The following is a 24247-nucleotide window of genomic DNA, read 5'->3' as shown; positions in this document are numbered from 1 at the left end:
GAGGAGCGCAGCCGGCTCAGGTCCGGCTGGCTCAGGCCCAGCCGCTCGAGGAAGCGGTGGACGGCGGAGCAGGCGATGCCCTCCTCGTGGTGGCGCCGCTGCCACCGGTAGGTGTCGGTCCTCTTGGTACGGCCTCGGCGGCCTCGGCCCTTGCCTCGTACATCTTCTGGTCCGCCCGGCCCAGTGCCGCGGACAGGTCGTGGGATCGTGTCACCCGGGCCGTTCCCAGCGACGCCCCGACCGTGAGGGACACGCCCTGGTGGGTGACGGGAGCGCAGATGGTGGTGCGCAGCGCGGTCAGCCGGTCCTGCAGGTGTGGGTCCCGCCGTGCGAGGACCACGAACTCGTCGCCGCCGAGCCGTGCGGCCACCTCCTCGGGTGCGGTCCAGAGGGCGATCCGCTGCCCCACTGCGGTCGTGGAGCTCACGTAGGCCATGGTTGGTTGTTCCACCTCTCCTGACATGGAGTGAGGGTCTGTCCGGGGGTCGACGTCCGGGTGGATGCGCAGCCGCTCCCCGGGGTGCGACCTGCGTCATCGGCTTCACCTGCGCGACCTGCGTGCCTGCCGCGCCGACGGCAACTCGTGCCGGTACCAAGGGAGCGGGGCGGACGGCTCACGAGCGTGCACGGCAGCCGAACCGCTCCGGGCAGCGGTGAGCGACGCCGGGTCGACCTGCGGCCTCGGTTGTGGCGCTGCACGGTGGACGGCCGCTCTGCAGGGTTGACGTCCGGGGTGCGGCGGTCCGGTAGCTGGCCTGTACGCGGATGCGGTTCCCGGGTGCATTGATCGGCGGTGTTCAGCGCGGCCGGGACGCTGCCGGTGTGTCCACCTGCGGGGTCCCGGTCGCGGGCGGCGCGCGCCGGGTGCCACTGGGTGCCGGGGCTCAGGCCGCCGAGGCGACGGAGCGCAGCCGGGCGGCGGAGCGGGCGAGGCGGAGCGCGGCGATGAGGGTCGGGCGGCATGGGGTCACTGCGGGTCGGCACCGGGGCCCACGCCCGTGTCGGCGTCGTCGTCGGGGTGGTTCGCGGCGGCCTGCTCGGCGCGGTCTGCTATCTGCTGGAGCGCGGCCACGTGTGCGCGCAGCCGGTCCCGGCCGCCGGCGGTGGCCCGCACCCAGGTGCAGCGCCGCTTTCCGACGTAGCCCTTGCGGATCTCGACGAGGTCGGCGCCGCTGAGCGTGGTGAGCTGCTTGGACAGCGCCGAGTCGCTCAGCCCGGCATGGTCGCGGACGAAGGCGAACTCGCACCAGGTGGTCGCGGACACCAGCGAGACGATGGTCAACCTGGTCGGATCCAGGAGGAGCTGATCCAAGCCGGGGACGATGCCGGCGGCCGGTCCGGTCGCGCTCATCGGGTCGCCGCGCGGCGGGCCAGCCGCCGCAGTACCGCGCTGATCAGCAGGCCCACGGCAACGCTGAGGAGGGCGTACGGAAGCGCCACGGTGGTGTACGGGTGCTCGCGGATCCAGGCGGGCATGCCGGAGCCGGTCAGCATGCGGTAGACGGCGGGGCCGGCGAAGTGCTCGACGACGACAACGATGAGGCCCACCAGTACGACGGGCAGCCAGGCGTACCCGGGAAGGGCACTGCGGTGCAGGGTGCCGGAGGCAGCGGCCACGCGCGGGCTGCGCCGCCCGGCGACGACCCAGGCGACGGCCAGGGCACCGAAGCCGAGATTTGCGACCACCACGGCGGCGGAGCCGAAGTCGTTGGCGGCGAGGACCGGGGCCACGACAGCGCCGGCCGCCGCCCACAGCCACCAGGGCGTGCGCAGCGATTGGGCGGCGTCGAGTCGGACCTCGCGGACACGGGCCAGCGCTTCGCGGGCCTCGGCGGGGCTGGGCGTACTCATGCTCTTCTCCCCTCGGCGATGACTTTCCTATGGGGAAAGTAGCGCTCACTTTCCCCTCAGGCAAGTAGGCGGCGAAGGACACGCCCGCTGGCGCTGCAGGTGCTACCCCCCCCACGTGGCAGGTCGGTTTCAGTGGGCGGTGAAGGGCGCAGGCCGCCGTGAGGGGTGCAGGCCCGGCCGGGCACAGGTGGCTGACGGTGGCCCCGGCGACCCCTCGGTCGTGCCTCGTCGACCGGCCCGCCACGGGCCCGCAAGCAGCGCGCCGCCCGTCAGGGGGCGCGCGCCGTGCACCACGCGCCCTGCTGTCGGCGAACGCGGCCTTCGCGGCGGTGTGTCCGATCCGGCGCCGGTGCCCGCCTCGGCACGGGCCGCAGCGGCAGAACGCCGGGTGGGCGGGACCCGCCGCGCCCGGGCGCTACTGCACTCAGTAGCGCCCGGGCGCTACTGCACCTGCGCGAGGGCGCGCAGGTAGGTCTCGGTGAAGAGTTCGCAGACCTCCTCCACCGGCGGCAGGTCGCTGCCCATGGTGGGTCCGATGACGGGCCGCAGCAGCAGGTGGGCGAGGATCGGTCCCAGCAGCAGGTGCGTCAGGAGCGGCAGCGGCATCTCGCGCAGCCGGCCCGCCGTCACGTGGGGGAGCAGCAGCCGGTCGAGGCAGTGGTACAGGCGCGGGTAGTAGCCCCGCATGGCGTGGGCGGCGGGTCCGTCCGGCCGGCTGAAGAGGTCCGCGAAGAGGGCCGGGATGACCCGGGGCTCACGCTGGAACGCCGTGACCACGGCGTGGCAGAGCTCCCGCACGGTGTCCTCCAGCTGCTCGGGCGGGTCGGCGGCGAGCGCTTCCAGCTCGGTCAGGGGGCCGAACCGCTCGTAGACCGCCGCGAGCAGGCCGTCCCGGCCCTCGAACACCGTGTGCAGGCTGGGCAGTGAGCACCCGGCCCGCTCCGCGACGGCGTCCAGGGTCACCGCGCCCAGGCCGAGCTCGGCCGCCAGGTGGGCCGTCGCCTCGATCGCGCGCTCGCGCACCGGCGGCCGGCCGCCAGGATCGACGCCGGACTGTCGCACCGCCTCGTCCAGCGCGCCCCGGGAGCCGCCGAGCCTGCGCAGCAGCGTGCTGCGCGAGACTCCGGCGGCCGTGGCGATCGCCGTCAGCGGGAGGTCCGCGACGTCCGTGCCGCGCTTGCGCGCCTCCGCGAGGGCGGCAGCCACCAGGTCCTGCAGCTGATCATGCTTCGACATGTGGACCATGGTACTGCTTGACGCCTGACACTGTTCCAGAGACACTGTCTAAGAAAGTTCCAGGCGGAATCCCGCTCCTGGACCGATGCACTCGCAAACGATGGGAGGGAGCCATGACTGTCGTCATCTCGGGGGGTGGACCGGCCGGCATGATGCTGGGCCTGCTGCTGGCACGGGCCCACGTCGAGGTCACGGTGCTGGAGAAGCACGCCGACTTCCTGCGCGACTTCCGCGGCGACACCGTCCACGCCTCCACCGTGCGCTTAATGGACGAACTCGGCCTGGGCCGGGAGTTCGCCGCGCTGCCGCAGAGCAGGCTCGGCGACATGGAGCTGCCCGTCTCGGACGGCCGACGCGTGCGGATGACCGACTTCGCGCGCCTGCCCGCGCCGTACAACTACATCGCGATGGTCCCGCAGTGGGACCTGCTCAACCTCCTCGCCGAAACGGCCCGCCGCGAACCCGCCTTCACCCTGCGGATGAACACCGAGGCGACCGGACTGCTCCGGCAGGGCGGCAAGGTCGTCGGCGTCCGCTACCGCACCCGCGACGGAGAGGAGGGCGAGCTCCGGGCCGACCTCACCGTCGCCGCCGACGGCCGCCACTCCGCGCTGCGGCAGGACGCCGGCCTGGTGCCGGAGGAGCTCCCGGTCCCCTTCGACACCTGGTGGCTGCGGCTGCCCAGGCACCCCGAGGAGCAGGCCGAGGAGAGCAGGCTGATCCCCTCCTTCGGGACCGGAGCCTTCGCGCTGAGCCTCACCAGGAACGACTACTTCCAGATCTCCTACTCCACCGCGAAGGGGTCCGACGCCCGCCTGCGCGCCGAAGGCATCGAACGGTTCCGGGCGCGGATCGCCGAGTTGATGCCCCGCTACGCGGACCGGGTCGACCACCTGTCGAGCATGGACGACGTCCACCTGCTGGAGGTCCGGCTCAACCGGCTGCGCCGCTGGTACACCGACGGCCTGCTGCTCATCGGCGACGCTGCGCACGCGATGTCCCCGGCCGGCGGAGTGGGGATCAACCTCGCGATCCAGGACGCCGTCGCAACGGCCGCCCTGCTCGCCGAGCCGCTGCGACGCGGCCGGCTGACCACCGCCGACCTGGCCAGGGTCCAGCGCCGGCGCCGGGGACCGATGATGATCATGCAGCGGCTGCAGCTGATGCTGCAGCAGTCCTTCTTCGTCCCGGTGCTGCGGGGCAGCCGTACTACTGCGCCCGGCCCGGTGGTCCTGGCCGCCCGCCACCTGCCCGCCTTCCGCCACCTCGTCTCGCGGCTGATCGCCGTGGGGCCGCGACCGGAACACGCCCCGGCCTTCGCCCGACGCTCCCCGGTGGGGGCAGAGGCGGCGCAGTAGCCGATGCGGTGGCCGGGCGGCGTTCGCCGGGGAGGGCCGCTGCTGCGGCCTGGTTCCTGCCGCCCCCACTCCCGCCCCCCGCCTACGAGCCGGACTCGGCCAACCGCGCGACGATCCCGGTGGGTTGTCGGCGTGCTCCCTCGGGGTCAGGAGGAGAGTGTGTCGCGCACGCGGGTCCGTTCGGCTCGCGAGACGGCGGCGGGGCGCCCGGCCGTCATGCCACCGTCGACCGCGAGGTCCTGCCCGGTGACCAGACGGCTGGCGTCGCCGGCGAACCACAGTGCCGCAGCGGCCACGTCGTCGGTCCGGACGGTGCCGGGGATCGGTTGGCTGGAGTCCAGCAGTGGCTTGAACGCCTCGGCTACCGAAGCGGCCGTGGCGTCAGCAGCCGATGCGTCGGCTCCGGCGCCCTTGGCGAAGATGCCGGTCGGCACGAAACCGGGGGACACGCTGTTCACGCGAACCTCGTGCTCACCCAGGTCCACCGCCGCGCACCGGGTCAGGTGGAGCACCGCGGCCTTGGCGGTCGAGTAGTCCAGGCCGGACCAGCCGGCGATCTTTCCCGCCAGGCTCGCCACATTGATGATGCTTCCCGAGCGCTGGGCGGCCATCTGCCGTCCGGCGTGCTTGATGCCCAGCATGACGCCCGTGACATGGACCGCCAGCGTCCGTGCGAACACGGCCGGGTCGAAGTCGGTGACCGACGCCATGTTCCCTGGCCCGCCTGCATTGTTGACCATGATGTCGAGCCGCCCGTAGCGCTCGACGGCGTGGGCGACCAGTGCCTCCACGTCCGCCTCCACCGACACGTCGCAGCGCACGAAGGTCGCCGACTCGCCCAGTGCCGCGGCCCGCTGCTGTCCCTCCCGCTCGCGGCGCCCGGCGAGGACGACGTGGGCGCCCTCGGCGGCGAACACCTCCGCAATACGGGCTCCAATGCCGCTTGTCGCCCCGGTGACGATGGCGACCTTGCGGTGCAGACTCTTCAAAACGCAACTCCGGTGTCGGGTCCGAGGCGCAGGCAACAGGACCGGGTAACGGCAAGGGTTGATCATCATGATCGGCCATCAGGGATCCCTGAACAAGTCAGCGCCATCCGGCGATCGGGATCGGTCGCCGGATGGCGCCGCCGCCCCTGCTCGCCGGACCCGGTCGCTGATCACCCGGTCGCTCGGGTCGGACCCGCCCGTCGGCCCCTGCGGATCGGGCCGGTGAGAACCGGTGGCGGCGGCGGCGACGGTTGCTGGTGGGCCCTCCTGGCTCACGGGGGCCGGCGTCAGGTGGGACCCGGAAGGACCCGCGCCGTCTGTCACGGAGTCAGGAAGAGAATCGCCGTCATGGTGCCGCGCGGTGTGGGTGGGGAGCCCGCCGCGCTGATCCACTTCTCCATGCGGGCAGTGAGGCCGCCCGAGGCACGCGCACCACCGGGGCAACCGCGCAGCCAGAGGTTGCCCTCGCCGCATGAGTTTGCCCCCCGGTGGCAGCGGTGCGTGCACCTGCTGCTCTCTCGCCGAGCACGAGGAGGAGCACTCAGAGCATGGGGGGCCAGTGCATGGTGTTGAGGTTCCGCGTCAGGAGGCGTTCCTGTGCGTCGATGTCGTCGAGGATGGCCCGTCCGGCGGCGACCAGGGCGGGGAAGGCGGGCTCGTCGGAGTGCAGATGGGGAGCCACTTCGCTGACGGGGATGCGCTGGAAGGCGAGCAGTGCCGCGCCCTGGAGGGCGGCGATGAGGTGCGTGTCCTTGCTGTGGGCGAGGATCCATCCGTCCGGGCAGCTGGAGAGCCAGAACGTGCGGCCGCTGTGATGGACGGACACGCCGTGGGGACGGTCGCCGTCGACGACCTGGTCAACGAGTTCGAGGGGTCGTTCGGCGGCGAGCTCCGCGAGGGTGCGAGGGTGTTCGAGGCCGGCGTCGATGAGGGTGCGGATGGTGTCGGCACGGGACTTGCCAGCAGCTCCGGCCCGGTCGTCGAGGCGCCGGAGAGTGTCGAGCGGGAGGCGAACATCGATCTTGGGGCCGACTTCGGGGCGGCCGCCGGGATTTGTCGGCGGGATGGGGCCCATCGTGTCCCTCGGGATAGGTTTCCGCATGCGTCAACCATACGGGGGTTTCCGCATGCGTCAACCCCCGTGAGTGACGATGCGCCACTCAGCACCACCCGAACACATCGATCCCAAGCCGTTGACCCGCAGAAGAAGATGGGAAGCAGCGTCTGAGCGAGGCAGAGCCGGTGGAGGTGACCAGGGGTCAGCCGCGTTCGCTGTCGCAGCCCTCCAGGTGCGCCCCGATCCGGGCGGCATCGGGCGTGCCCAGCGGTTCGGCGAGCCGCAGGGCCTCGCGCAGCCGGGCGTGACCGCGGTCGGCGTCGCCGAGGTGGCACAGGCAAGCACCGATGCCCTCCAGCGCGAGCACCTGCTGCAGCGGAAAGGCCATGGGCCGGACGATCTCCAGCGCCCGCTCGTGGTGAGCCAACGCCTGCTCGGCGGCCCCGACCGCTGCCCCGGCCCCTTCCCCGGCCTGCCCACCGGCCGGCGCACCGACGATCGTCGGCCCGCCGTCCGTCGGCCTGCCGTCGAGGGCCATCAGCAGCGCCACCCGGCCGATCTGGTTGAGGACCTCCGCCTCGGCCGGACCGGCCAGCTCGCGCGAGACCGGCAGCGCCCGGTCCAGCGCGTCCGCGGCACCCGCGTGGTCACCCGTCGCGTGCCGCGCGAGGGCCAGGCAGGCCAGTGCCCGGGCGTGGCCGAGGTTGTGCTCGCTCTCCTCGAAACCGGTCACCGCCTTCTCCGCGTACTCGACGGCGGTCCCGGCGCGTCCGGTCTCCAGCAGGAGATGGCCCAGCTGCAGCAGTGCGTTCAACTCCCCGCGGACCAGGCCGTGTTCCCGGTCGAGGTGCAGCGCCTCGCGCAACGCGGCCTCGGCCTGCTCGTAACGACCCGTCACGCGCAGGACGTAGCCCAGGTTGATGAGCGTGTTCGCCAACCCGTTCTGGTAGCCCATTTCGCGGTAGATCTCCCCGGCCGCCTGCTGGTGCTCGGCGGACAGCGCGTACTGCCCCGTGAACTGTTCCACCGTGCCGAGGCTGAACAGCGTGTTCGCCTGGCCGAAGCGGTTGCCCAGCCCCTGGAAGAGGGCGAACGCCGCACGGTGGCCGGCGGCGGACTCCTCGTACTGACCGAGGATCTCCTGGACCGCCGACAGGGCGCTGAGGCTGTTGGCCTCCCCGAGCCGGTAGCCGAGGACACGGAACAGCTCCAGCGCGGGTCGCAGGTGCGTCACCGCCTGGTCGTACTGGGTCAGCAGGTAGTGGACGTACCCCAGGTTCAGACCGGCGGTGGCCTCACCCCGCCGGTTGCCGAGCGCCCGGTAGCGTTCGAGCGACTGCTCGTTGCTGCGTGCGGACTCCTCGCACCGGTTCTGGAGGTACAGCACGTCGCCGAGGAGGCCGAGCACGCGCGCCTCGCCGAGCCCCTCGCCCGTCTCCAGGTACAGCGCGAGGGCCTCCCGGTAGCGCTCCTCCGCCAGCGTCAACTCGCAGGACAGTGAGTCCAGTACGCCCAGATTGGTGAGCGCGTCCGCCCGCCCGGTCCGGTCGCCGGTGCGGTCGGCGACCTCGAGGGCGATGCCGTGCAGCACGCGCGACTGGTGCCAGCGGCCCTGACCGCGCAGGAACTCGTGCATCGCCACCGGCAGGGCGATGGCGTGCTCGGGGCGCCCGTGGGCGGCGGCGTACTCGACGGCCGCGTGCAGGTTGACGCGCTCCGCCCGGAGCCAGGCGTCCGCCTGCGCCAGGTCCGCGAAGTCCGGGACGGTGTCCGGGCGGGCGCCCAGGGAGCCCCGCGGCACCGGGTGGTGGCGGGCGATGTGCTGGTCGGCGGCCTGCGCGCCGGCCAGGTAGTGGTCCAGCAGCCGGTCCACGGCCGCCGCGCGTGCGCCCGGCCCCTCGCCTCCGCTTCCGCTCCCGTCCCCGTCCCCGTCCCGGCCCCCGTTCTCGGCGAGGTCGCGGGCGTGCTCGCGGATCAGGTCGTGCATCCGGTAGCGGCCGCGCACCGGCTCCTCGATCAGGTGGTGGTCCTCCAACTCCTCCAGCAGCCGGCGGGCCGTACGCAGATCGGTGCCGGCGAGGGCGGCCGCGGCCCGGGCATCGATGTCGTCGCCGACGTGCAGGCCAAGGCTCCGGAGCAGGCCGCGCTGATCGGGGGCCAGGTCGCGGTAGGAGAGGTCGAAGGCGGCGGCCACCGACAGGCCCTCGGCGCGCAGGACGGACAGCCGGCCGCTGGTCGCCCCCAGGTCCGCGAGCAGGTCGGCCACCGTCCAGCTCCGGTGGTGGCGCAGCCGGGCCGCGGTCAGGGCCAGCGCCAGCGGCAGGTACCCGCACAGGCGCACCAGCTCACGGACCGCCGCGTCCTGGGCCGTCAGCTCGGGGCGCCCGGCCTTCGCGATGAACAGGGCGGCGGCCTCGTCCGCCGGCAGCACGTCGAGGGTGACGGGCACGGCGTCCGGCAGCGCGGGCAGCCGCCGTCGGCTGGTGACCAGCACCAGACTCCCGGGGGTGCCGGGCAGCAGCGGAGCGACCTGCCTGCTGCTGCGGGCGTCGTCGAGGACCAGCAGGATCCGCTTGCCGGCCAGTCGGCTGCGCCACAGGCTCGCCCGGGCGTCCAGACCGGCGGGTATCTGCCCGGGCCCGATGCCCATCGACAGCAGCAGGCCGAGCAGCGCGTCGGCGGGTTCGACGGCCGGAGTCCCGGGCGTGTGGGCGTGCAGCGGCAGGAAGATCTGGCCGTCCGGGAACCCGGCGGCCAGCCGGTGCGCGGCGTGCACCGCCAGGGCGCTCTTGCCGACGCCGGGCATGCCGTCCACCGCGTGGATCCCGATGACGCCGGCCTCGTGGGTGATGCTGGCCTGGCAGGCCTCGAGCAGGTGGTGCAGCTCGGCCGAGCGGCCGGTGAAGGAGGCCACGTCCCGGGGGAGCCCCGAGATCGCCGTGGCGGAGGTCGCCGGTGCTCCACCGGCCGCTCGACCGAGAGGACCGCCGCGTTGCGGGGCGGCACCGCCGAGGACTTCCTGGTGGGCGGCCTGCACGGCCCGGCCCGGTTCCAGCCCCAGCTCCTCGACCAGGGCCTCGCGCAGTCGGCGGTGGACGTCCAGGGCTTCCGCCGTCCGCGCGCTGCGGTGCAGGGCGAGCATGAGCTGGCGGTGGAACGCCTCGCGCAGCGGGTGCTCGGCGGCCGCCCGGGTCAGTTCGGGGATCAGGCCCTGGTGGCGGCCGAGCTGCAGTTCCGCCTCGAAGTGCCACTCCAGGGCCTGCTGGTGCGACAGGGTGAGCTCGTGGATCCGCGCCGTCGACGCGTCGGCCAGTGTGGGCAGGTCGACGAGCGGGGTGCCCCGCCAGAGCGCGAGCGCCGCGGCCGCCTCCGCGCCGGCCCTCGCCCAGTCCCCGTCGGCCACCGCGGCCCCGGCCGTGTCGAGCCGGCGGGTGAAGACCGCGGCGTCCAGCTCGCCGTCCCGCACCTCCAGCAGGTAGCCGGGCGCGGCGGTGCGCAGCCGCGACGGCTCGCCGGGTGCGCAGGCCGCCGCCAGGACCCGGCGCACCTGCACGACCTGGTTGTTCAGCGCGGTGCTCGCCGTCGCGGGCGGATCCTCTCCCCACAGCGCCGCCACCAACCGGTCCCGGGACACCGCCTCGTTGGGCTGCAGGAGGAGCATCGCGAGCAGCAGCCGAGCCTTCGGCGAGGAGAGCGGGAGCGCCAGGCCGGCGCTGTCCTGGACGGTGAGCGGGCCCAGCAGGCTGAAGTGCATCCGAGCATCCTAGGCACGCTGCCGGCACCGTCCTCGCCCACCCCACCGGTGGCAGCGCAGCGTCGAAGGTGATGTCGACGCTGCGGTGGCGTCCGAGGCGCTACACCGGCACCGGACCCTCCCTCGACCTCCCACCACCGACACGTGAAGCGCCGATGTCAGTAGTCCTGGCCGGCCTCGCGCAGCAACTCGCGGAAGCCCGCCGTGGTCCGGTCGCGGAAGCCGATGAAGAACTTGTTCGCCAAGGGGACGGCCCACCTGCTGCCCCGACCGGCCACGTTGAAGACTCGATGCGTGACCCGGGTGCGCCCGGCCTCCTCGGTGACCTCGTACTCCCCGCGATACCACCAGCCGCCCTGATAGGCGAAGCGCCCGTGCTCCCGGTCGATCTCGACCCGGGCCGGATCCAGCCCCACGACTCCGCCGAACCGGCGTGCAATGAGGTCCAACACACGGTCGGCCGAAGCGTCCACAGTGTCGGTGAGCACGATCATCAGCTTCCCCGTCATGGTGCCAGTCTGCCAGGACCGCCTCTCCACGCGTGGTGCCGCTGGTGGACCGGTGGAGATGCCCGCACGTCCCGGCATACCGACACGAGCTCCTGCACCTCAGTGACGACCGTGCCGGGTTCAGTTCGCCCACCGCCACCGCCACCGCCACCGCCACCGGGTATCAGGCGGACGAGACGATTGCCCGGGTGACGGCGGTGATCGCCGGGGCCGGGCGGCCGGGGAGCCGTGCCACCAGAACCCGGCGGATCTCGGGAGCTGCGCCTTCGACGTGCAGCAGGCTCACCCCGGGCGGCAGCACCGGCGAGAGCCGGGTGGGCACCGTTGTCACCCCGAAGCCGCTGGCGACCAGCTGAAGCTTCGTCAGCCAGTCACGCGCACTGTGGACGATGCGCGGCCGTCCGGGCAGGCCGGGCCAGACGCCGAGCAGCGGCTCGGAGTTCGACGCCGGGGTGGCGATCCACGGCGCGTCGACCAGTTCGTCGACGTGCACCGCGGTGCGGCCGGCGAACTCTCCGGTCGAAGGCACCGCCACGACGAGTTCGGTGTCCACCACGGTCTCGACGTGCAGGCGCGGCGACTCGCCGTCCAGGGGCCGGTGGGGCGGGCGGGACGTCAGGACGGCGAGGTCGATCGAACCCGCGCGAAGCGCCCGGACCAGGGCGGGCGTGGTGCCCTCGCTGGTCGTGACCGTGATCTGCGGGTCGGTCGCCGCAAGGCGGGCGAGCGAGGGAGGCAGGATGGCCGCGCCCGCGCTCAGGAACAGTCCGAGCCGCACCAGTTCGGTCCGCGGGACGGCGCCGGTGAGGTCGCGCTCGGCCTCCGTCAGGCAGTCCAGGATCGTGCGGGCGTGCCGCAGCAGGGTCAGACCCGCGGGGGTGAGCCGCACACCGTCGGGGCGGCGCTCGAACAGGGCGGTGGCCGCGCTTCGTTCGAGGGAGGCGGCCTGGCGTGAGACCGCCGACTGGGTGTAGCCGAGCCGGGTGGCCGCCGCGGTGAAGCTGCCGGACTCGGCGATCTGCCGCAGGACCCGCAGGCCTGTGCTGGAGATGTCCATGCGGTATACGCATACCACAGATGCTTGATCGTCGCTTCCCGCATGCCTGCCGGACTCCTAGTGTCGATGGCGACGAACACGGACGAACACGGAGGCCAGCACGTGCGAGCAGCAGTTCTGACGCAGTTCGGCGCCCCGCTCACGGTGCGGGAGGTGCCCGACCCCGAGGCCGGCGGCGGCGAGGTGGTGGTCGAGGTGCTCGCCACCTGTGTGGCCCCGTACGCGGCCGAGGTCTTCAGCGGCAAGCGGAACTACCCCCTGGTCCCTCCCGTCGTGCCCGGGATCGGCGGCGTGGGACGGATCGTCCACGTGGGCCCGGACGCCACCCGGCTGCGCCCCGGCGACCTGGTGTGGTGCGACTGCACCGTGCGCTCGCGCGACGACGCCCTGACGCCCGACATCACGCTCCAGGGCTGGAGCTCCCGCGGCGAGGGCGGCGCGCGGCTCGCCCGCCACCTGCACGACGGATCGTTCGCCGAGCTCATGCGGGTCCCGACGGAGAACGTCTTCCCGCTGCCCGCAGCAGCGGGGGAGGACCCGGCCCGCTGGGCCGCGCTCGGCGTGCACGTCATCCCGTACGGCGGGCTGCTGGCCGGCGCGCTCGCCGCCGGTGAGACGCTGCTCGTCAGCGGGGCCACCGGCAACCTCGGCAGCAGCGCGGTCGCGGTCGCGCTCGCCATGGGAGCGGGCCGCGTGGTGGCCCCGGGCCGCAACCGGGCCGCGCTCGACCTCCTCGCCGACCGATTCGGCCCACGCGTGCGCCCGGTCCCGCTGACCGGGGACGAGGCCGGCGACCGCGCGGCGATGTCCGCGGCGGGCGACGGCCCGATCGACCTGGTGATCGACCTGCTCCCGCCGAGCGCACCCAGCTCGGCGACGCGCACGGCGGCCATGACCGTGCGCGAGTACGGCCGCATCGTTCTCATGGGAGGCGTCGGCATGCTCGGCGGCGACGACCTCGCACTCCCGTACCCATGGATCATGCGCAACTCGATCACGGTGCGCGGCCAGTGGATGTACCCCCGTACGGCGAACGTCGGCATCATCCGGCTCCTCGCCTCGGGCGCGCTGGACCTCGCCCCCGAACGGGTCCGGTCGTTCGGCCTCACCGCCGTGAACGACGCCGTCACCTACGCCGCCTCGCATGCTGGCCCGTTCGACCGCACCATCCTCACCCCACCGGCTCGCTGACAGGACCCAGCGATCTCCCCGGTTCAGCGGCCGCGGCCCACCGCCCCCAGGCGCGCAGGCCCACTGGATGCGAACCGATCGGACACGCCGGGCCAGATCACCGGACGGGTGGGGAGATCCCCCGTCCCGGGGGCATCCGCCTGAAGGGCGTGGGCACCTGTTCCGATGCCGGACCGGACGAGGCGAGGCACTGATATGCAGTCAGATGCGACGCTCACCGGGGCTGGTCAGTGGTAGATCCGCGCTGCCCGCACCGAATCCTGAGCAATGTTGGCGATGAAGAGGCCGAAGTCGAAGTCTTCGGCCTCGACGAACGGGGTCAGGTCGTTCCCCAGGTCATCCCACTCCTGCGGGGCAGGGTAGTGAAGCTTCAGCTCGTGACTGATGGTCAGGAGGCATGTGGTGGCGACGACCCGATGCTCGATCTTCGTGGAGCCATCGAGTTCGACCCGCAGGGCGCCCATCCGTAGCCAGAGCACCTCCGCTGCCCGGTACAGCACTGTTCGATGGCCACTCAAGGTGCCGTAGTGGCCCTGGGGCGGCTCCCCGGACCCGAGGGCTCGCTCGGGGCCGAGCTCACCGGTCTCCGGGTCGAACCGGGCTCCCGACCCGAAGTCGTCGTAACGGGCGACCAGCATCGTTACCTCTTTCCTGGACGTGACCCGAGGCCCTGGCCACCAGTCCGTGTCGCACTGATCATTTCCAGATTCGGTTGCCGTTGTCGCGGACGCAGGCGAGCCGGTCGGACTCGATCAGGGTGCCGTCCGGGATCACGTGGGTCATGGCCTCGCGTCGGCACCGGTCCAGGGCCTCGTGCAGGTCCGGGGCTTGGCAGGCGAGATGTCGATGCCCTCGTGGAGGTAGCGGTAGCCGGCGGCCTGGGAGATGCCGGGCGTGGCGACACAGGTGACCGATGTGAAGCCGCTGGTGGTTGCGGGCGTCACCGGCCGGCCCGTTCTTCCGAGGCTCGGCGGGCTCGGCGGGCTCGGTGGACGAGCCGGCTAACGCGCCACGCGGTGGCGGAGGTAGACGACTCTCGAGCTGAAGGTGCGGGTCTCGACGAGTTCGAGATCCACCCGGCGCTGGCCCTGGGGAAAGAACGGAATGCCACCGCCGACCAGCACCGGGTGGACCATGGCCCGGTACTCGTCGATCAGATCCGACGCAGCCGCCTCGGCGGCGAGAGTCGCGCCGCCGATCGCGATGTCACCCTCTCCCGGCTCGGCCCGCAACCGCTCGATCTCCTCCGCCACGCTGCCGGAGGCCAGGCGGGCACGGCCCTGCACCGCCGACAGCGTGGTCGAGAACACCACCTTCGGGAGCGGCTTCCAGAGCGCGGCCCACTCGCGCATCGAGTCGTCGAGCGATGGATCCTGGTCGGCGGTCTCCCAGTACAGCATCGTCTCGTACAGCCGTCGCCCCAACAGGTGGACGCCGACCTCTCGAATCTCGTCGATCCAGAAGCGGAAGACCTCCTCGTCGGGCGGCGACCAGTCGAAGCCGCCGTCCGGCCCGACGATGTAGCCGTCAAGTGAGACGCCCATCGAATAGGTCACACTGCGCATCAGAAGTCCTCCTCGGTAACGGGTTCGACTGTACGACCGCCGGACGTCGCAGCCGCATCGCGGCTCGCGGGACCTCCCTGGGCCGAGTCACCTCACGGGATCATTTCGTTGGGAAAACCTCAGTCGACACTCGAACCCAGGAGATGCTGCGCTGCCGGGGACGGGAGCGGGCCCGACGATCAGAGCACCCGTCCCCTGCTGATCATCGACACCTGGTCCGTCCGCATGGCGGCCGGTGATCGAAATCAGTGGTGAACGAAGATCAAAACGGAACCGGCAGCCCAGCCTCGCGCAGCTTGGACAGGGCGGCGGACATGCACTGCTGCACACTCCTCCCATCAGCACGCAGGCCATGCGCCAAGGGGCCCCCACTGGCGGCGAACGTCCATGCCGGCGCGTTGTCGGCCACCCTCTCGGCGTCCACCCTGATCAGGGCATTCACGCCCTGCTCGCCCAGCCATTCCAGGATGAGTAGCGTCACGTCCTCGACGCCACGATCCTGGTCGATCTTTGGCCAGCGGCCCCGGTTGCCTGTCATTGCCCAGACTCTACCGAGGGCCCCGCAGCAGTCGGCGCGACCAGTGGCCAAGGCCGGAGGATCAGTGCCCGACTTCCAGCATGACGAAGACCTGCGGTGGCTGGAGTGCCCGTGACTGGGAAGGCGAGTGGGCCCAAGAGGCCATCCAGCGGATCACCACCGAGAACGCCACCCTCAAGCAGCGCATCCGCCAACTCACCGCCGACAAGCGGTCCTTAGCGGTGCGGCGTGCTGCCCCGGGCGCCGAAGCGTTCGCCGGGACGGCCCGCCGAAGTCGAGGGACCTGTTCAGGCCCGCAGGTGAACCCGCCTCACCCGGTGGGTGATCGCCGCCGTGCAGATCACCAGGGAACGACGCCGGCGTCGTCGAAGAACTGGCCGGTCGGGCCGTCGTCGGGCAGGGTCGCGAGCTTGATGGCGATCGCCGCGCCCTGTTCGGGGGTGCGCACGCCGCGGAAGCCGTTGAGGTCGGTGGCGACGTAGCCGGGGCAGCCGACGTTGATCAGGATGTTCGTACCACTCAACTCCCGGACGTACTGGAGGGTGACGGCGTTCAGGAACGTTTTTGACGGTGCGTACGCCACGGACACCGGACCTGCCGTCTGCTCGGCAGCGGGTCCTGACTGCCGGGTGAGGGAGCCGACGCTGCTGGACATGTTCACGATCCGCGGTGAGGCGGAGCGGCGGAGCAGCGGCAGCATCGCGTTGGTGACGCGGATGACGCCGATCACGTTGGTCTCCACGACCGTTCGGATGGTGGCGGGATCGACCCGGGTGGGTTCCTGGGGCATGCCGCCGGTGATGGCGGCGTTGTTGACGAGCACGTCGAGGCGTCCGGCCTGTTCCTCGATCAGCCGTGCGGCGGCGGTCGCGCTCGCGTCGTCGGTCACGTCCAGGGGGACGCCGAACGCGTCGGCGCCGGCTGCGCGCAGTCGCTCCACCGCGGCTTTACGGCGCTCATCGTCGCGGGCGCCGACGCCGACGCTCCAGCCGAGGGCGCCCAGGCCCGCGGCGATCTCGTAGCCGATTCCCTTGTTGGCGCCGGTGACCAGCGCAATCGTTCGTTCGCTCATGGGCACCATGCTGCTCTCCGGCCCCGGCGGAGTCCAAGACCGATCGGGTGGGCAACGATACCGTCCAGGTATTGATCCGGGATACCGTGGCGGTATGGAGACCCGGGAACTGCGATATTTCGTCGCTGTCGCTGAAGAGCTGCACTTCGGGCGCGCCGCGCAGCGGCTCGGGATCGCGCAGCCGCCCTTGTCGCGGGCGATCCAGCAGCTCGAACGCCGGCTCGGGGCAGCGCTGCTGGATCGGACCAGTCGCACGGTCACGCTGACCGAGGCCGGCGCGGTGCTGTTGGTCGAGGGCCGGGCGGCGCTCGACGCGGTCGACGCCGCCGAGCGCCGGACCCGCCGCGCCGCCCTCTCCGTGACCGGCCCTCCCGGCTTGGTCCTCGTCACGAAGGCCAGCGCGTCCAGAGAACTGCTGGCGAGACTGCTCGACGCGTACGCCGCCGAACCCGGCGCGGTTCCCGTCGACGTCATCCTGTGCGGTCCGGCCGAACAGGAACGACTCCTGCGCGAAGGCCGGGCCGATGTGGCGCTGCTGCACCGGCCGTTCGACTCGACGGCCGGTTTCGACACCGAGGTGCTCGGCACGGAGGGCCAGGTCGCGGTCCTGCCGGCCGGGCACCCGCTCACCGTCCGGGCCCACGTGCAGATGGCCGACGTCACCGGGCTGCCGGACCTGCCCCTGCCACGCTGGCCCGACCCCGACGGCACCTACCCGCCCGGCCCCGGCCCGCAGGTCCGCGACCACGCACAGTTGTTGCAGCTTGTCGCGCTCGGCCGCGCGTGCGCGGTCTCACCGGAGTCGTGCCGAGCACAACTGCCCGGTGACCTCGCCGCCGTGCCCGTGCTGGACGCGCCGACAGTCACCACCGTGATCGCCTGGCCACCGCACAGCCGGTCCAGAGCCGTCGCCGACCTTGTCCGGACTGCGACATGTCTCTAGCTCGTGCGTTGACCACGAACGTTGCCGGGGTTGTTCAGCCGGCGCTCGTGGGCGGATCCAGCGCCTGGCCCGGGGCACCGTCCAGGACACGGCAGTGCCCGGCCGCCTGGGCCCGCCGAAACCCCGCTCCGCTCCGCGGGAGGGCGGCGGCTGGAGCGGGGCTGGTCGAGGGGCCGGTCGGACCCGGGCGGTGCGGTTCAGCCGGTGGCTGCCGTCGTCACGCTCACGAGTCCTGGCCCGACGGGTGGCTGTGGTCGTGGTCGTGGCCGTGCTCGCAGTCGATGCGCAGGGTCAGGGACTGGTCGGCCTCCTGGTTCTGCGCGAAGTCGATCGAGCGGTACAGCAGTTCGTGCCGGCCGTCCGTGGTCAGCGCGATCGGGCCGGTGTAGTCCGTCCAGCCGGCGCCGTCGAGGTTGTACTCGGTCCGGCTCACGCCCGAGATGTCGTCCGTGGCGCTGAGGGTGACGGTCACGTCCGTCGTGAAGTAGTCCTTTCGGCCGTCGGCCGGGTCGGTGGTGGCGGTGGTGACCGGCGGCGTGGTGTCCAGCGGCAGGACGCCCTCCTCCTGCTCCATGGTCGGCTCGTTGTTCGGGGTCGGCGGGTCCGGGAGAAGGGGGGCGCTGGGCAGGCCGATCCCGCCGGCGCGCAGCCGCAGGGCGCTCCAGTCGTCGTGGCCGGAGAGCCGGGTCTTCTGCCCGTCACCGTTGACGTCGGCAGTGACCACGCCGCGGTTCTGGACGCCGTTGCAGTTCCAGTCCACCCAGCCCTTGCTCCGCGGTGTGGTGATGTACGGGCCCTTCGGGTCGTTCTGGCAGTAGTGGACGACGTCGTAGTCCTTGCTGCTGAACGGGTAGGTGTTCTCGTCGATGAACACCTCGTTCAGGCTTCGGGCGTCGCGGGAGTAGTCGGCGATGCCGGTGGTCGTTCCGGCGGTCAGGCCTCGAACGGAGTACGAGTAGTTCATCACGCTGAAGTACTGCGGCTTGTTGTTCGGGAGGTCCGCGTCACCACCGTGCCGCAGGTCCAGGTTGTGGCCCAGTTCGTGCATGAAGTCGACAGCCTGTGCGGCGATCTGGGGGACGTCGGGGGAGAGGGCACCCAGGCTGAGGATGAAGTCACTGCCCGGGAGTTCGGCGATGCCGAGGGTGGTCCAGCCGGGCGCCAGGTGGTCGGCCGAGATCGCGTAGTGGAAGATCGGGACCCGGCCGGAGCTGACGAAGCCGCCCTTCTCCGCCTTGATCGTGTCGAAGGCGTCCCACAGGTAGTTGCCGTTGCCGTCCACGGTGCCGAGGTTGGTCGTCTCGGTCAGTTGCCGCGCCTTGCTGAGCTCGCCCCAGGTGGCGTTGGTGTCGAAGTTGAGGATGCTGTCCGGCCCGGCGTCGATGTGCAGGTTGATGCCGGTGGTCGGCGAGTGCTTGTTGTACGGGGAGTTCTTGAACGCCTCGACCACCTGGCGGATGGCCTGCGGGTCGAGTGCGTGGCTGTGGGTCTCGTCGGCCATCCAGTCGAGCTGGACGAAGATGTCCGGCTTGTTCACGGTGGCGCCCATCTTGGGCAGGTCGATGAACTGCGGGGCGCTGCCGTCGCTGGGAGTGATGGTGACGCCGTTGCGCTTCCAGTCGTCGGGGATCCCGTCGCAGGTGGTCGAGTTGCAGTCGAAGGTGAACTGGACCGTCGGGTTCGAGCCCCCGCCGCCGCTGTGGCTGATGACGTAGCCGCCCGGTGCCGTCTGGGTGTAGCTGTTCGCGCCGGTGGTCGGGCTGTCCCAGCTCACCTGCACCGTGCCGACGGTCTCCCCGGCGACCCGGAAGGAGGCGTTGCCCGCGCTGCCGTTCGAGCCGAGGCAGGGCTCGGACGACCAGCTGGCTGAGGTGCCCGCGGCGATCTCGCTCGGCTGACTGCCGATCAGGCAGCCCCTGGTCATGGTGAACGTCGCGAGTGACAGGGCGCGGTCGCTGTTGTTGGTGAAGTTCACCGTCACGCTGCCGCCCTCGCGCCGCGTGGCGGCGGCCGGCGAGATGACGGCGGCGAAGGTGAGCATGGCCAGCGCCATCACCAGCACGGCAGAGAGCCTGGTCCGCGGTGCGCGGCCGGGTCTGCCTGCCCTGCCCGGTTCCCCGGCTACGGAGCGTGCATATTCTGTATCCATACCGTCACGCTAGGGTGCGCGCTGACAGCGGACTGGCACGACCTGACGGGTTGTCACCCTCTCGGACGCGCTCCGCTTGCCATCCGGGCCGGGTGAGAGCACACCGGGTGGCGCTCTGCTCGATAGGGATCAAGGCGGGGATCGCGACGGCGGCGACCCGCGAACCGACTGCGGCCGGCCGACGCATTCCGCGCGTGACGGCGGCCGACCGCCGCGAGCAACGGACCGCCGCCGGCAACGGACCGCCGCCGGCAACGGACCGCCGCCGGCAACGGACCGCTCGACGGGCCGGTTGCCGGGCCGGAGCGCGGGTGGGCGCGCCACATCGGAATCCGACCGACGCGAGGTGATCGACATGACCGGGCTGGACGGCCTGACCGTCGCGTTCCTGGTGGCCGCCTCCAGAGCCGGCTCGCTCTGGAGGCGGGCCGGTCCGTCCGCCGCTGCGCCCTGGCCGTCGCCCGGTTCGCTGAAGTGCTCGGGCAGGGTACGGATGACCGGACTGTGTCGCCGATCGGGTGGTGCCGATTCTGGCAAGATGGCCCCGTGTTCGATTTCGACATTGCGCGATACCAACCACAGTGGTTGAACGGCCGTGACGCCGTGACGCGCCTGCACGGGCGTCGTCTGGGTGCTCTGCGCGGTCGCACGTTGACTCGGGTCTGGATGGCCTGGGACCTGCAGGATGATGAGTGGTTCTGCGACTGCCCCGTGCTGCTCGACTTCGAGGGTGAGCAAGTCGAGATCAATCACTGCAAGTTCGACGACATCGCCCTCAGCTGGGCGACGATCGACCCTCACCGTCCGGTGCGCTGGCCAGGATTCGAGCTGGCCTGGCGTCCGGAGCCGCTGGCCGAGCTTCGGGCACTGCGAGGCCTGACCCTCCGGAGCGTCGAACTGCTCGAATGGACCGGCGACGATGTGGCCCAAGGGAGCGTGGATGTGAGCTTCGTCTTCCACGGCGGTCGGGTGACCGTCTTCAACGCCCTCGACGAGAACGGTCTGAACTTCACTGCGCCCGTGCCGCAACAACGGCTGCACGCTCTCCGCTGACTCAGGCGCCGGGGCAACGGGCATGGCCGGTGTCACACACTCAGCGCCAGGGCCCTTTCTTGACCCTGGCAGTGGCTCCGTGTCGGCCACTCGGATCTCCGGCTCGCAGTAGCGCCGGTTCAGGGAGCCCGTGCCGGTGTCTCGGCCGGAGGAATGCGACGCGAGAGGCTCAGTCGGCATAACGAGCGGTCCGTACCCGGCGGGCCGCAACATCGTGCACGCTACGAGGATGGAGGCGATGAGCGCGGCATCAACGGTCGGGGGCAGCCCGGCCTTCGGCCGCGAGGCTTGACGGCTCCGCTCGTGCGAGTCGTTTCTTCCGCCGACGGGTGCGTGCCCGACAATCAGGTACCACTCCGGTGCGCACGACTGAGCAGGGGATACGACATGAACAGGGCCGATCTCGCCGCGAAGTACACCTTCCTGGAGACCGCGGACCTCGACCACCTCGACGGTAAATCAGACAGTGAGCAGGATGCGTACGCGTTTGCCCGGCTACAAGCGATGCTCAGCGGGCCGCAATACTGCCTGGGTCCCGGCGGGGCACACATGCCCATCGGCACGCTGCGCTTGGACGACCTCGCCGGCAAGACCTACGTCTACCGGTGCGGCCCGGGACTGCTTGGGACGGTCGACTGGATCAACACCGGAGAGAAGGCCGGGCAGGGGCCGTATCGTGGTGTCCGTGATCCGGCATCGGACTTCACCATCCACAAGGGCGACAACGGCAATTTCTCCCGCGTGAAAGCGGCACTCACGGGCCAGGTCGGCTGGGACGGGCAGTACCAGAAGCTGACTGTCACCTTCGAGGCGATTCCGCAGTACTGGAACGAACTCCTGTGGGAGGAAGAGGGCCACAAGGGGATTGTCACTGCGCTGAGCATCACCCTCTCCATCACCGGGCCGGGCGGCTCCGTCGTCACGTCCGAACCAATCACCCACAACCAGAGCGGCACGGGCGATCCGATCAAGTTCACCATCACCCGCGAATTCAAGAATCTCCCAGTGGGTGACTATCGACTCGCCGTGTCAGGCCAGAAGACCGGCGGGCGGCGGACCAGAGTCAACAGCAAGGAGACCGGTCGGGTGGCGATCCAGGAGCACGTGGTGTCGTGCACCATCGGGCGTGAGTAGCGCGGCATCAGCGGAACGCCGGGGCGCTACGGGCTCGGTGGGCCCGCAGCTCCCCGGTCGGGGTGCCGGTCATGGCGTCGGCAAGCGGGGCCGCGCGCGGGATGGTGCGTCGGCCCGGCGGTGCGTTGCGGCGCCGGGATTGCGATCACGGTAGGGGCTCCCAGGCGGATCGGCTGCAGGGGGCGGCGCTGGGCGGACGCCCGGCGCCGTGTGCCGGAGCATCCGAGGCCGGCCCGGGCGCGGCGGGTGCTGCCGTTCCGTTCAGCTGTCCAGGCGGCGCTTGCTGAGCCAGGCGACCATCTCGGGGTCGTGGTGGTCGAAGAACAGGGTCTTGCCGGTGTCGAGGGCGGCGATGGCGGCCATCTGGTCATCGGTCAGTTCGAAGTCGAGAACGTCGATGTTCTGTGCCATCCGCTCGGGGTCGACCGACTTGGGAATGGTGACGATGTCGCGTCGGATCAGCCAGCGCAGCACGACCTGGGCCACGGACTTGCTGTGGGCGTCGCCGACCCTGCTGAGGACGGGGTGGGTGAACAGCTCGTTCCTGCCTTCGGCGAAGCCGCCCCACGCCTGGTGCTGGACGCCGTGCTCGCGCATCAGGTCGTGGTCGGCGGTGCGCTGGAAGAAGGGGTGGGTCTCGATCTGGTTGACCTGCGGGGTGATCTCGTTGTTGAGGATCAGGTCCAGGAGGCGGTCGGGGTAGAAGTTGGCGACGCCGATCGCCTTGGCCAGGCCCTCGCGGTTGGCGGCCTCCATGGCGCGCCACTGGCCGTACACGTCACCGAAGGGCTGGTGCATCAGGTACAGGTCGACGTGGTCGAGGCCGAGCTTGGCCAGGGAGGTCTCCAGAGCGCGCCGGGTGTTGTCCTGGGCGGGCGCGTCCTGGACCCAGAGCTTGGTGGTGACGAACAGCTCCTCGCGGGGGATGCCGCTGTTCTTGATGGCGTGGCCGACAGCCTCCTCGTTGCCGTAGGCGGCGGCGGTGTCCAGCAGCCGGTAGCCGGCGGCGAGGGCGTCGGCGACGGCCTGCTCGGTCTTCTCCGCCGGGATCTGGCAGACGCCGAAGCCGAGGATCGGCATCCGGACGCCGTTGTTCAAGGTGACGTGCTGCACGGGACTCTCCAGGGGGGCTGGTAGCGGAAGGTGACGGTCGGTCAGCCGATGGGTTCGGTGACCGTGGCCGGGAAGCCGGTGGCGCTCATGGCGGCGGGCCAGCCGGCGTAGCAGGCCGGGTGGGTGATCGCCTCGGCGGGTTCGTCCGGGGCGAGGCCGTTGTCGAGGGCGCGGCGCAGATGGCCGGTCGGCCGGGCGTCGCGGCCGAGGGCGACCGTCGGCCGAGACGCTGTCGGCGGTGATCACGCCATTGCCCACACCGCCCATTACTCACCGGAAGGAACGGCCGCACCCGCTCCCCGTCCGACGGATCGCCGCGTTCCCAACGCCCCATGCCCGGAACAGCGAGCTGATCAGCGACGGTCACATGATCGGCCGGGCAACTCCTGGGCGCGGCCACACTCACCAGGCAGGGGAACCCGATCTCAGAAGCGTCACGTACTGTCGAATGCGCAGCGCGTCATCGGGGAAGCAGCTGTCCCAGCCCTGGTCCAGCCGCATCCAGGCCGCGGGCTGCCCGTCCTCCGCGATCAGTGGCTGTTCCGGGTCGCCGATCGCGGCATAGGAGAGGGACAGCGTCTCCGGCAGATCCGGGCCGAATGACCGCACCGCCACCGCGGCGGGCCGCTCCAACAACCGCGGCCGTAGCCCAGTCTCCTCGGCCAGTTCCCGGGCCGCGCCATCACGCGGACACTCTCCGGGCTCAACCTTGCCACCTGGCGGGACCAGCCCGCGCCACGGATGCCTGACCAGCACGATCTGCTCCAGGGCTGTGTCCAGGACCCACACCTCGGCGCCCAACGGCTCCACGGCGCCAACCAGCGCAGAGCGCAACCAGGCCCTGGCCCGGTCGAACTCCAGCGTCGCGCTCCCGGCGTCAGCGACGGCAGCATCAAGCGGACGCTGCTCAAACACGCTACGGATCATTGCGACAGGCTATAGACCGTCACCGACACCACCGGGCTGCCGCGGTGGGCCGCAGCAACGGCCGTCGCCGCGGCGGCCGCGCAGACCGCCACGCCACATCGAACAGTCTCCGACACCGATCACAACTCCGGACCAGACCCTAGGAGGGCGGTTCGCCGGTCCCGTCCGGATCGGCCGCCAGTGCCTCCCAGAACGTCACATAGCTCTGCTCGTGAGCGATTCCGAGTGTGATCAGCCGGGTGCGGGCCGGGGTGTCCGGGGCGTGGGGGTCGAGGTGGTCGCGGAGTTCCTGGTACGTGTCGCGCCACTGCCGGTGCTGCGCTGCCTGGGCCGCCGCCAGCTCTGCGACCTGGCCGGGCGCGCCCAGGTCGGCGAAGGTCAGCTTGAGCAGGGCGGGGTTGCGGGTCTCGGGCTCGGGTGTCGCGGGGTCGGCGAGCCAGTGCCGCAGGGCATGCCGGCCGGCGTCGGTGAGGTGGAACACCCGGCGCCTGCGGCCGTGCTCCTCCGCCTCCTCGCGCAGCAGCCCCAGCTCGGCCAGGCGGGGTGGGTCGCGGTAGAGCTGGGCGTGCGGGAGCGGCCAGTAGTGGCCGACGGAGCTCTCGGCCTTGGCCTTCAGGTCGTACGGCGTCATCGGCCCGTTCCGGGCGATCAGCCCGAGCACGACGAGCTGCGACGGCGTCAGATCCTTCGCCACGGCGTTTCCTCTCTCATTTTTATCCATTGACACCGTATCAATGAGATCATTACCTTC

The 24247-nt window shown here is 71.4% G+C and carries 22 protein-coding genes and 2 pseudogenes; 5 read left to right on the top strand and 19 right to left on the bottom strand.

The annotated features are described in order from the left end of the window. Positions 1 to 31 precede the first annotated feature (31 nt). From OG294_RS00345 to OG294_RS00330, 4 genes are all read right to left on the bottom strand, one after another. On the bottom strand, positions 32 to 427 hold the full coding sequence (locus OG294_RS00345) for a GGDEF domain-containing protein (RefSeq protein WP_327064313.1): 396 nt from the start codon (positions 425 to 427) through the stop codon (positions 32 to 34). Positions 428 to 967: 540 nt separating this feature from the next. After that, a complete protein-coding gene (locus OG294_RS00340; RefSeq protein ID WP_327064312.1) occupies positions 968 to 1312 on the bottom strand; it encodes a transcriptional regulator in 345 nt (114 codons plus the stop codon). Between the two features lie 35 nt (positions 1313 to 1347). Continuing rightward, a complete protein-coding gene (locus OG294_RS00335; RefSeq protein WP_327064311.1) occupies positions 1348 to 1851 on the bottom strand; it encodes a hypothetical protein in 504 nt (167 codons plus the stop codon). Positions 1852 to 2292: 441 nt separating this feature from the next. Continuing rightward, positions 2293 to 3087 (bottom strand): TetR/AcrR family transcriptional regulator, encoded by a 795-nt coding sequence (locus tag OG294_RS00330; RefSeq protein WP_327064310.1) that lies wholly within the window; start codon positions 3085 to 3087, stop codon positions 2293 to 2295. A 113-nt stretch (positions 3088 to 3200) separates the two neighbouring features. On the opposite strand from OG294_RS00330, the gene OG294_RS00325 reads away from it, so the two are divergent. Further along, the gene (locus OG294_RS00325; RefSeq protein ID WP_327064309.1) at positions 3201 to 4445 is read left to right on the top strand and encodes an FAD-dependent oxidoreductase; all 1245 of its coding nucleotides are present in this window, start codon (positions 3201 to 3203) and stop codon (positions 4443 to 4445) included. Positions 4446 to 4591: 146 nt separating this feature from the next. On the opposite strand, the gene OG294_RS00320 is transcribed toward OG294_RS00325, so the two are convergent. The 5 genes from OG294_RS00320 to OG294_RS00300 all read right to left on the bottom strand — a co-directional run bounded on the left by OG294_RS00320 (position 4592) and on the right by OG294_RS00300 (position 11811). Beyond that, entirely contained in the window at positions 4592 to 5503 is a 912-nt protein-coding gene (locus OG294_RS00320; protein ID WP_327064308.1) for an SDR family NAD(P)-dependent oxidoreductase, read from the bottom strand. 472 nt (positions 5504 to 5975) lie between these two features. Further along, the gene (locus OG294_RS00315) at positions 5976 to 6536 is read right to left on the bottom strand and encodes a hypothetical protein (protein ID WP_327064307.1); all 561 of its coding nucleotides are present in this window, start codon (positions 6534 to 6536) and stop codon (positions 5976 to 5978) included. Between the two features lie 157 nt (positions 6537 to 6693). Beyond that, the gene (locus OG294_RS00310) at positions 6694 to 10245 is read right to left on the bottom strand and encodes an AfsR/SARP family transcriptional regulator (RefSeq protein ID WP_327064306.1); all 3552 of its coding nucleotides are present in this window, start codon (positions 10243 to 10245) and stop codon (positions 6694 to 6696) included. A 158-nt stretch (positions 10246 to 10403) separates the two neighbouring features. Continuing rightward, entirely contained in the window at positions 10404 to 10754 is a 351-nt protein-coding gene (locus tag OG294_RS00305) for a hypothetical protein (RefSeq protein WP_327064305.1), read from the bottom strand. 163 nt (positions 10755 to 10917) lie between these two features. Beyond that, on the bottom strand, positions 10918 to 11811 hold the full coding sequence (locus OG294_RS00300) for a LysR family transcriptional regulator (RefSeq protein ID WP_327064304.1): 894 nt from the start codon (positions 11809 to 11811) through the stop codon (positions 10918 to 10920). A 102-nt stretch (positions 11812 to 11913) separates the two neighbouring features. Here OG294_RS00300 and OG294_RS00295 point away from each other — a divergent pair, with 102 nt between their 5' ends. Then, positions 11914 to 13002, top strand: a complete 1089-nt coding sequence (locus tag OG294_RS00295; protein WP_327064303.1) for a zinc-binding alcohol dehydrogenase family protein — start codon at positions 11914 to 11916, stop codon at positions 13000 to 13002. Positions 13003 to 13229: 227 nt separating this feature from the next. Here the strand turns inward: OG294_RS00295 and OG294_RS00290 are convergent, their stop codons facing one another. From OG294_RS00290 to OG294_RS00270, 5 genes and pseudogenes are all read right to left on the bottom strand, one after another. Further along, entirely contained in the window at positions 13230 to 13640 is a 411-nt protein-coding gene (locus tag OG294_RS00290; RefSeq protein ID WP_327064302.1) for a hypothetical protein, read from the bottom strand. A gap of 97 nt (positions 13641 to 13737) precedes the next feature. Continuing rightward, positions 13738 to 13892: pseudogene (locus tag OG294_RS00285) on the bottom strand (IS5/IS1182 family transposase); the annotation flags it as partial. A gap of 111 nt (positions 13893 to 14003) precedes the next feature. Then, positions 14004 to 14567 carry a dihydrofolate reductase family protein gene (locus OG294_RS00280; RefSeq protein WP_327064301.1) on the bottom strand — a complete coding sequence of 188 codons (564 nt, stop codon included), beginning with the start codon at positions 14565 to 14567 and terminating at the stop codon, positions 14004 to 14006. A gap of 262 nt (positions 14568 to 14829) precedes the next feature. Next, positions 14830 to 15105 carry a hypothetical protein gene (locus tag OG294_RS00275; protein ID WP_327064300.1) on the bottom strand — a complete coding sequence of 92 codons (276 nt, stop codon included), beginning with the start codon at positions 15103 to 15105 and terminating at the stop codon, positions 14830 to 14832. 340 nt (positions 15106 to 15445) lie between these two features. Continuing rightward, positions 15446 to 16177, bottom strand: coding sequence for an SDR family NAD(P)-dependent oxidoreductase (locus OG294_RS00270; RefSeq protein WP_327064299.1), 732 nt, complete (start codon positions 16175 to 16177; stop codon positions 15446 to 15448). 94 nt (positions 16178 to 16271) lie between these two features. Here OG294_RS00270 and OG294_RS00265 point away from each other — a divergent pair, with 94 nt between their 5' ends. Then, entirely contained in the window at positions 16272 to 17120 is an 849-nt protein-coding gene (locus OG294_RS00265) for a LysR family transcriptional regulator (RefSeq protein WP_327071404.1), read from the top strand. 223 nt (positions 17121 to 17343) lie between these two features. Here the strand turns inward: OG294_RS00265 and OG294_RS00260 are convergent, their stop codons facing one another. Then, a complete protein-coding gene (locus OG294_RS00260) occupies positions 17344 to 19173 on the bottom strand; it encodes an OmpL47-type beta-barrel domain-containing protein (RefSeq protein ID WP_442789300.1) in 1830 nt (609 codons plus the stop codon). Between the two features lie 642 nt (positions 19174 to 19815). Between OG294_RS00260 and OG294_RS00255 the strand changes: the two genes are divergently transcribed. Together OG294_RS00255 and OG294_RS00250 are read left to right on the top strand one after the other, a co-directional pair. Next, on the top strand, positions 19816 to 20322 hold the full coding sequence (locus OG294_RS00255) for a hypothetical protein (RefSeq protein ID WP_327064297.1): 507 nt from the start codon (positions 19816 to 19818) through the stop codon (positions 20320 to 20322). A 387-nt stretch (positions 20323 to 20709) separates the two neighbouring features. Next, positions 20710 to 21456, top strand: coding sequence for a hypothetical protein (locus tag OG294_RS00250; RefSeq protein ID WP_327064296.1), 747 nt, complete (start codon positions 20710 to 20712; stop codon positions 21454 to 21456). A 261-nt stretch (positions 21457 to 21717) separates the two neighbouring features. Here the strand turns inward: OG294_RS00250 and OG294_RS00245 are convergent, their stop codons facing one another. The 4 genes and pseudogenes from OG294_RS00245 to OG294_RS00230 form a co-directional block, all read right to left on the bottom strand. Continuing rightward, positions 21718 to 22569, bottom strand: a complete 852-nt coding sequence (locus OG294_RS00245) for an aldo/keto reductase (protein ID WP_327064295.1) — start codon at positions 22567 to 22569, stop codon at positions 21718 to 21720. A gap of 41 nt (positions 22570 to 22610) precedes the next feature. Next, positions 22611 to 22772: pseudogene (locus OG294_RS00240) on the bottom strand (carboxymuconolactone decarboxylase family protein); the annotation flags it as partial. Between the two features lie 199 nt (positions 22773 to 22971). Then, positions 22972 to 23496: an NUDIX domain-containing protein gene (locus OG294_RS00235; protein WP_327064294.1), complete on the bottom strand. Its 525-nt coding sequence runs from the start codon at positions 23494 to 23496 to the stop codon at positions 22972 to 22974. Positions 23497 to 23635: 139 nt separating this feature from the next. Further along, positions 23636 to 24190 (bottom strand): PadR family transcriptional regulator, encoded by a 555-nt coding sequence (locus tag OG294_RS00230; protein ID WP_327064293.1) that lies wholly within the window; start codon positions 24188 to 24190, stop codon positions 23636 to 23638. Positions 24191 to 24247 lie beyond the last annotated feature (57 nt).

It is taken from the genome of Kitasatospora sp. NBC_01302 (assembly GCF_035976515.1).
Lineage (GTDB): Bacteria > Actinomycetota > Actinomycetes > Streptomycetales > Streptomycetaceae > Kitasatospora.
Note: the sequence above shows the minus strand (reverse complement) of the source record. Positions and strands in the feature narration are given on the sequence as shown.

What these genes read in the sequence shown, in the direction of transcription:
- OG294_RS00300 (WP_327064304.1), bottom strand. Translation starts at nt 11,811, where the DNA reads ATGGACATCTCCAGCACAGGCCTGCGGGTCCTGCGGCAGATCGCCGAG.
- OG294_RS00325 (WP_327064309.1), top strand. Translation starts at nt 3,201, where the DNA reads ATGACTGTCGTCATCTCGGGGGGTGGACCGGCCGGCATGATGCTGGGC.
- OG294_RS00275 (WP_327064300.1), bottom strand. Translation starts at nt 15,105, where the DNA reads ATGACAGGCAACCGGGGCCGCTGGCCAAAGATCGACCAGGATCGTGGC.
- OG294_RS00330 (WP_327064310.1), bottom strand. Translation starts at nt 3,087, where the DNA reads ATGTCGAAGCATGATCAGCTGCAGGACCTGGTGGCTGCCGCCCTCGCG.
- OG294_RS00270 (WP_327064299.1), bottom strand. Translation starts at nt 16,177, where the DNA reads ATGAGCGAACGAACGATTGCGCTGGTCACCGGCGCCAACAAGGGAATC.
- OG294_RS00305 (WP_327064305.1), bottom strand. Translation starts at nt 10,754, where the DNA reads ATGACGGGGAAGCTGATGATCGTGCTCACCGACACTGTGGACGCTTCG.
- OG294_RS00290 (WP_327064302.1), bottom strand. Translation starts at nt 13,640, where the DNA reads ATGCTGGTCGCCCGTTACGACGACTTCGGGTCGGGAGCCCGGTTCGAC.
- OG294_RS00315 (WP_327064307.1), bottom strand. Translation starts at nt 6,536, where the DNA reads ATGCGGAAACCTATCCCGAGGGACACGATGGGCCCCATCCCGCCGACA.
- OG294_RS00320 (WP_327064308.1), bottom strand. Translation starts at nt 5,503, where the DNA reads ATGATGATCAACCCTTGCCGTTACCCGGTCCTGTTGCCTGCGCCTCGG.
- OG294_RS00260 (WP_442789300.1), bottom strand. Translation starts at nt 19,173, where the DNA reads ATGGCGCTGGCCATGCTCACCTTCGCCGCCGTCATCTCGCCGGCCGCC.
- OG294_RS00310 (WP_327064306.1), bottom strand. Translation starts at nt 10,245, where the DNA reads ATGCACTTCAGCCTGCTGGGCCCGCTCACCGTCCAGGACAGCGCCGGC.
- OG294_RS00265 (WP_327071404.1), top strand. Translation starts at nt 16,272, where the DNA reads ATGGAGACCCGGGAACTGCGATATTTCGTCGCTGTCGCTGAAGAGCTG.
- OG294_RS00235 (WP_327064294.1), bottom strand. Translation starts at nt 23,496, where the DNA reads ATGATCCGTAGCGTGTTTGAGCAGCGTCCGCTTGATGCTGCCGTCGCT.
- OG294_RS00335 (WP_327064311.1), bottom strand. Translation starts at nt 1,851, where the DNA reads ATGAGTACGCCCAGCCCCGCCGAGGCCCGCGAAGCGCTGGCCCGTGTC.
- OG294_RS00250 (WP_327064296.1), top strand. Translation starts at nt 20,710, where the DNA reads ATGAACAGGGCCGATCTCGCCGCGAAGTACACCTTCCTGGAGACCGCG.
- OG294_RS00280 (WP_327064301.1), bottom strand. Translation starts at nt 14,567, where the DNA reads ATGCGCAGTGTGACCTATTCGATGGGCGTCTCACTTGACGGCTACATC.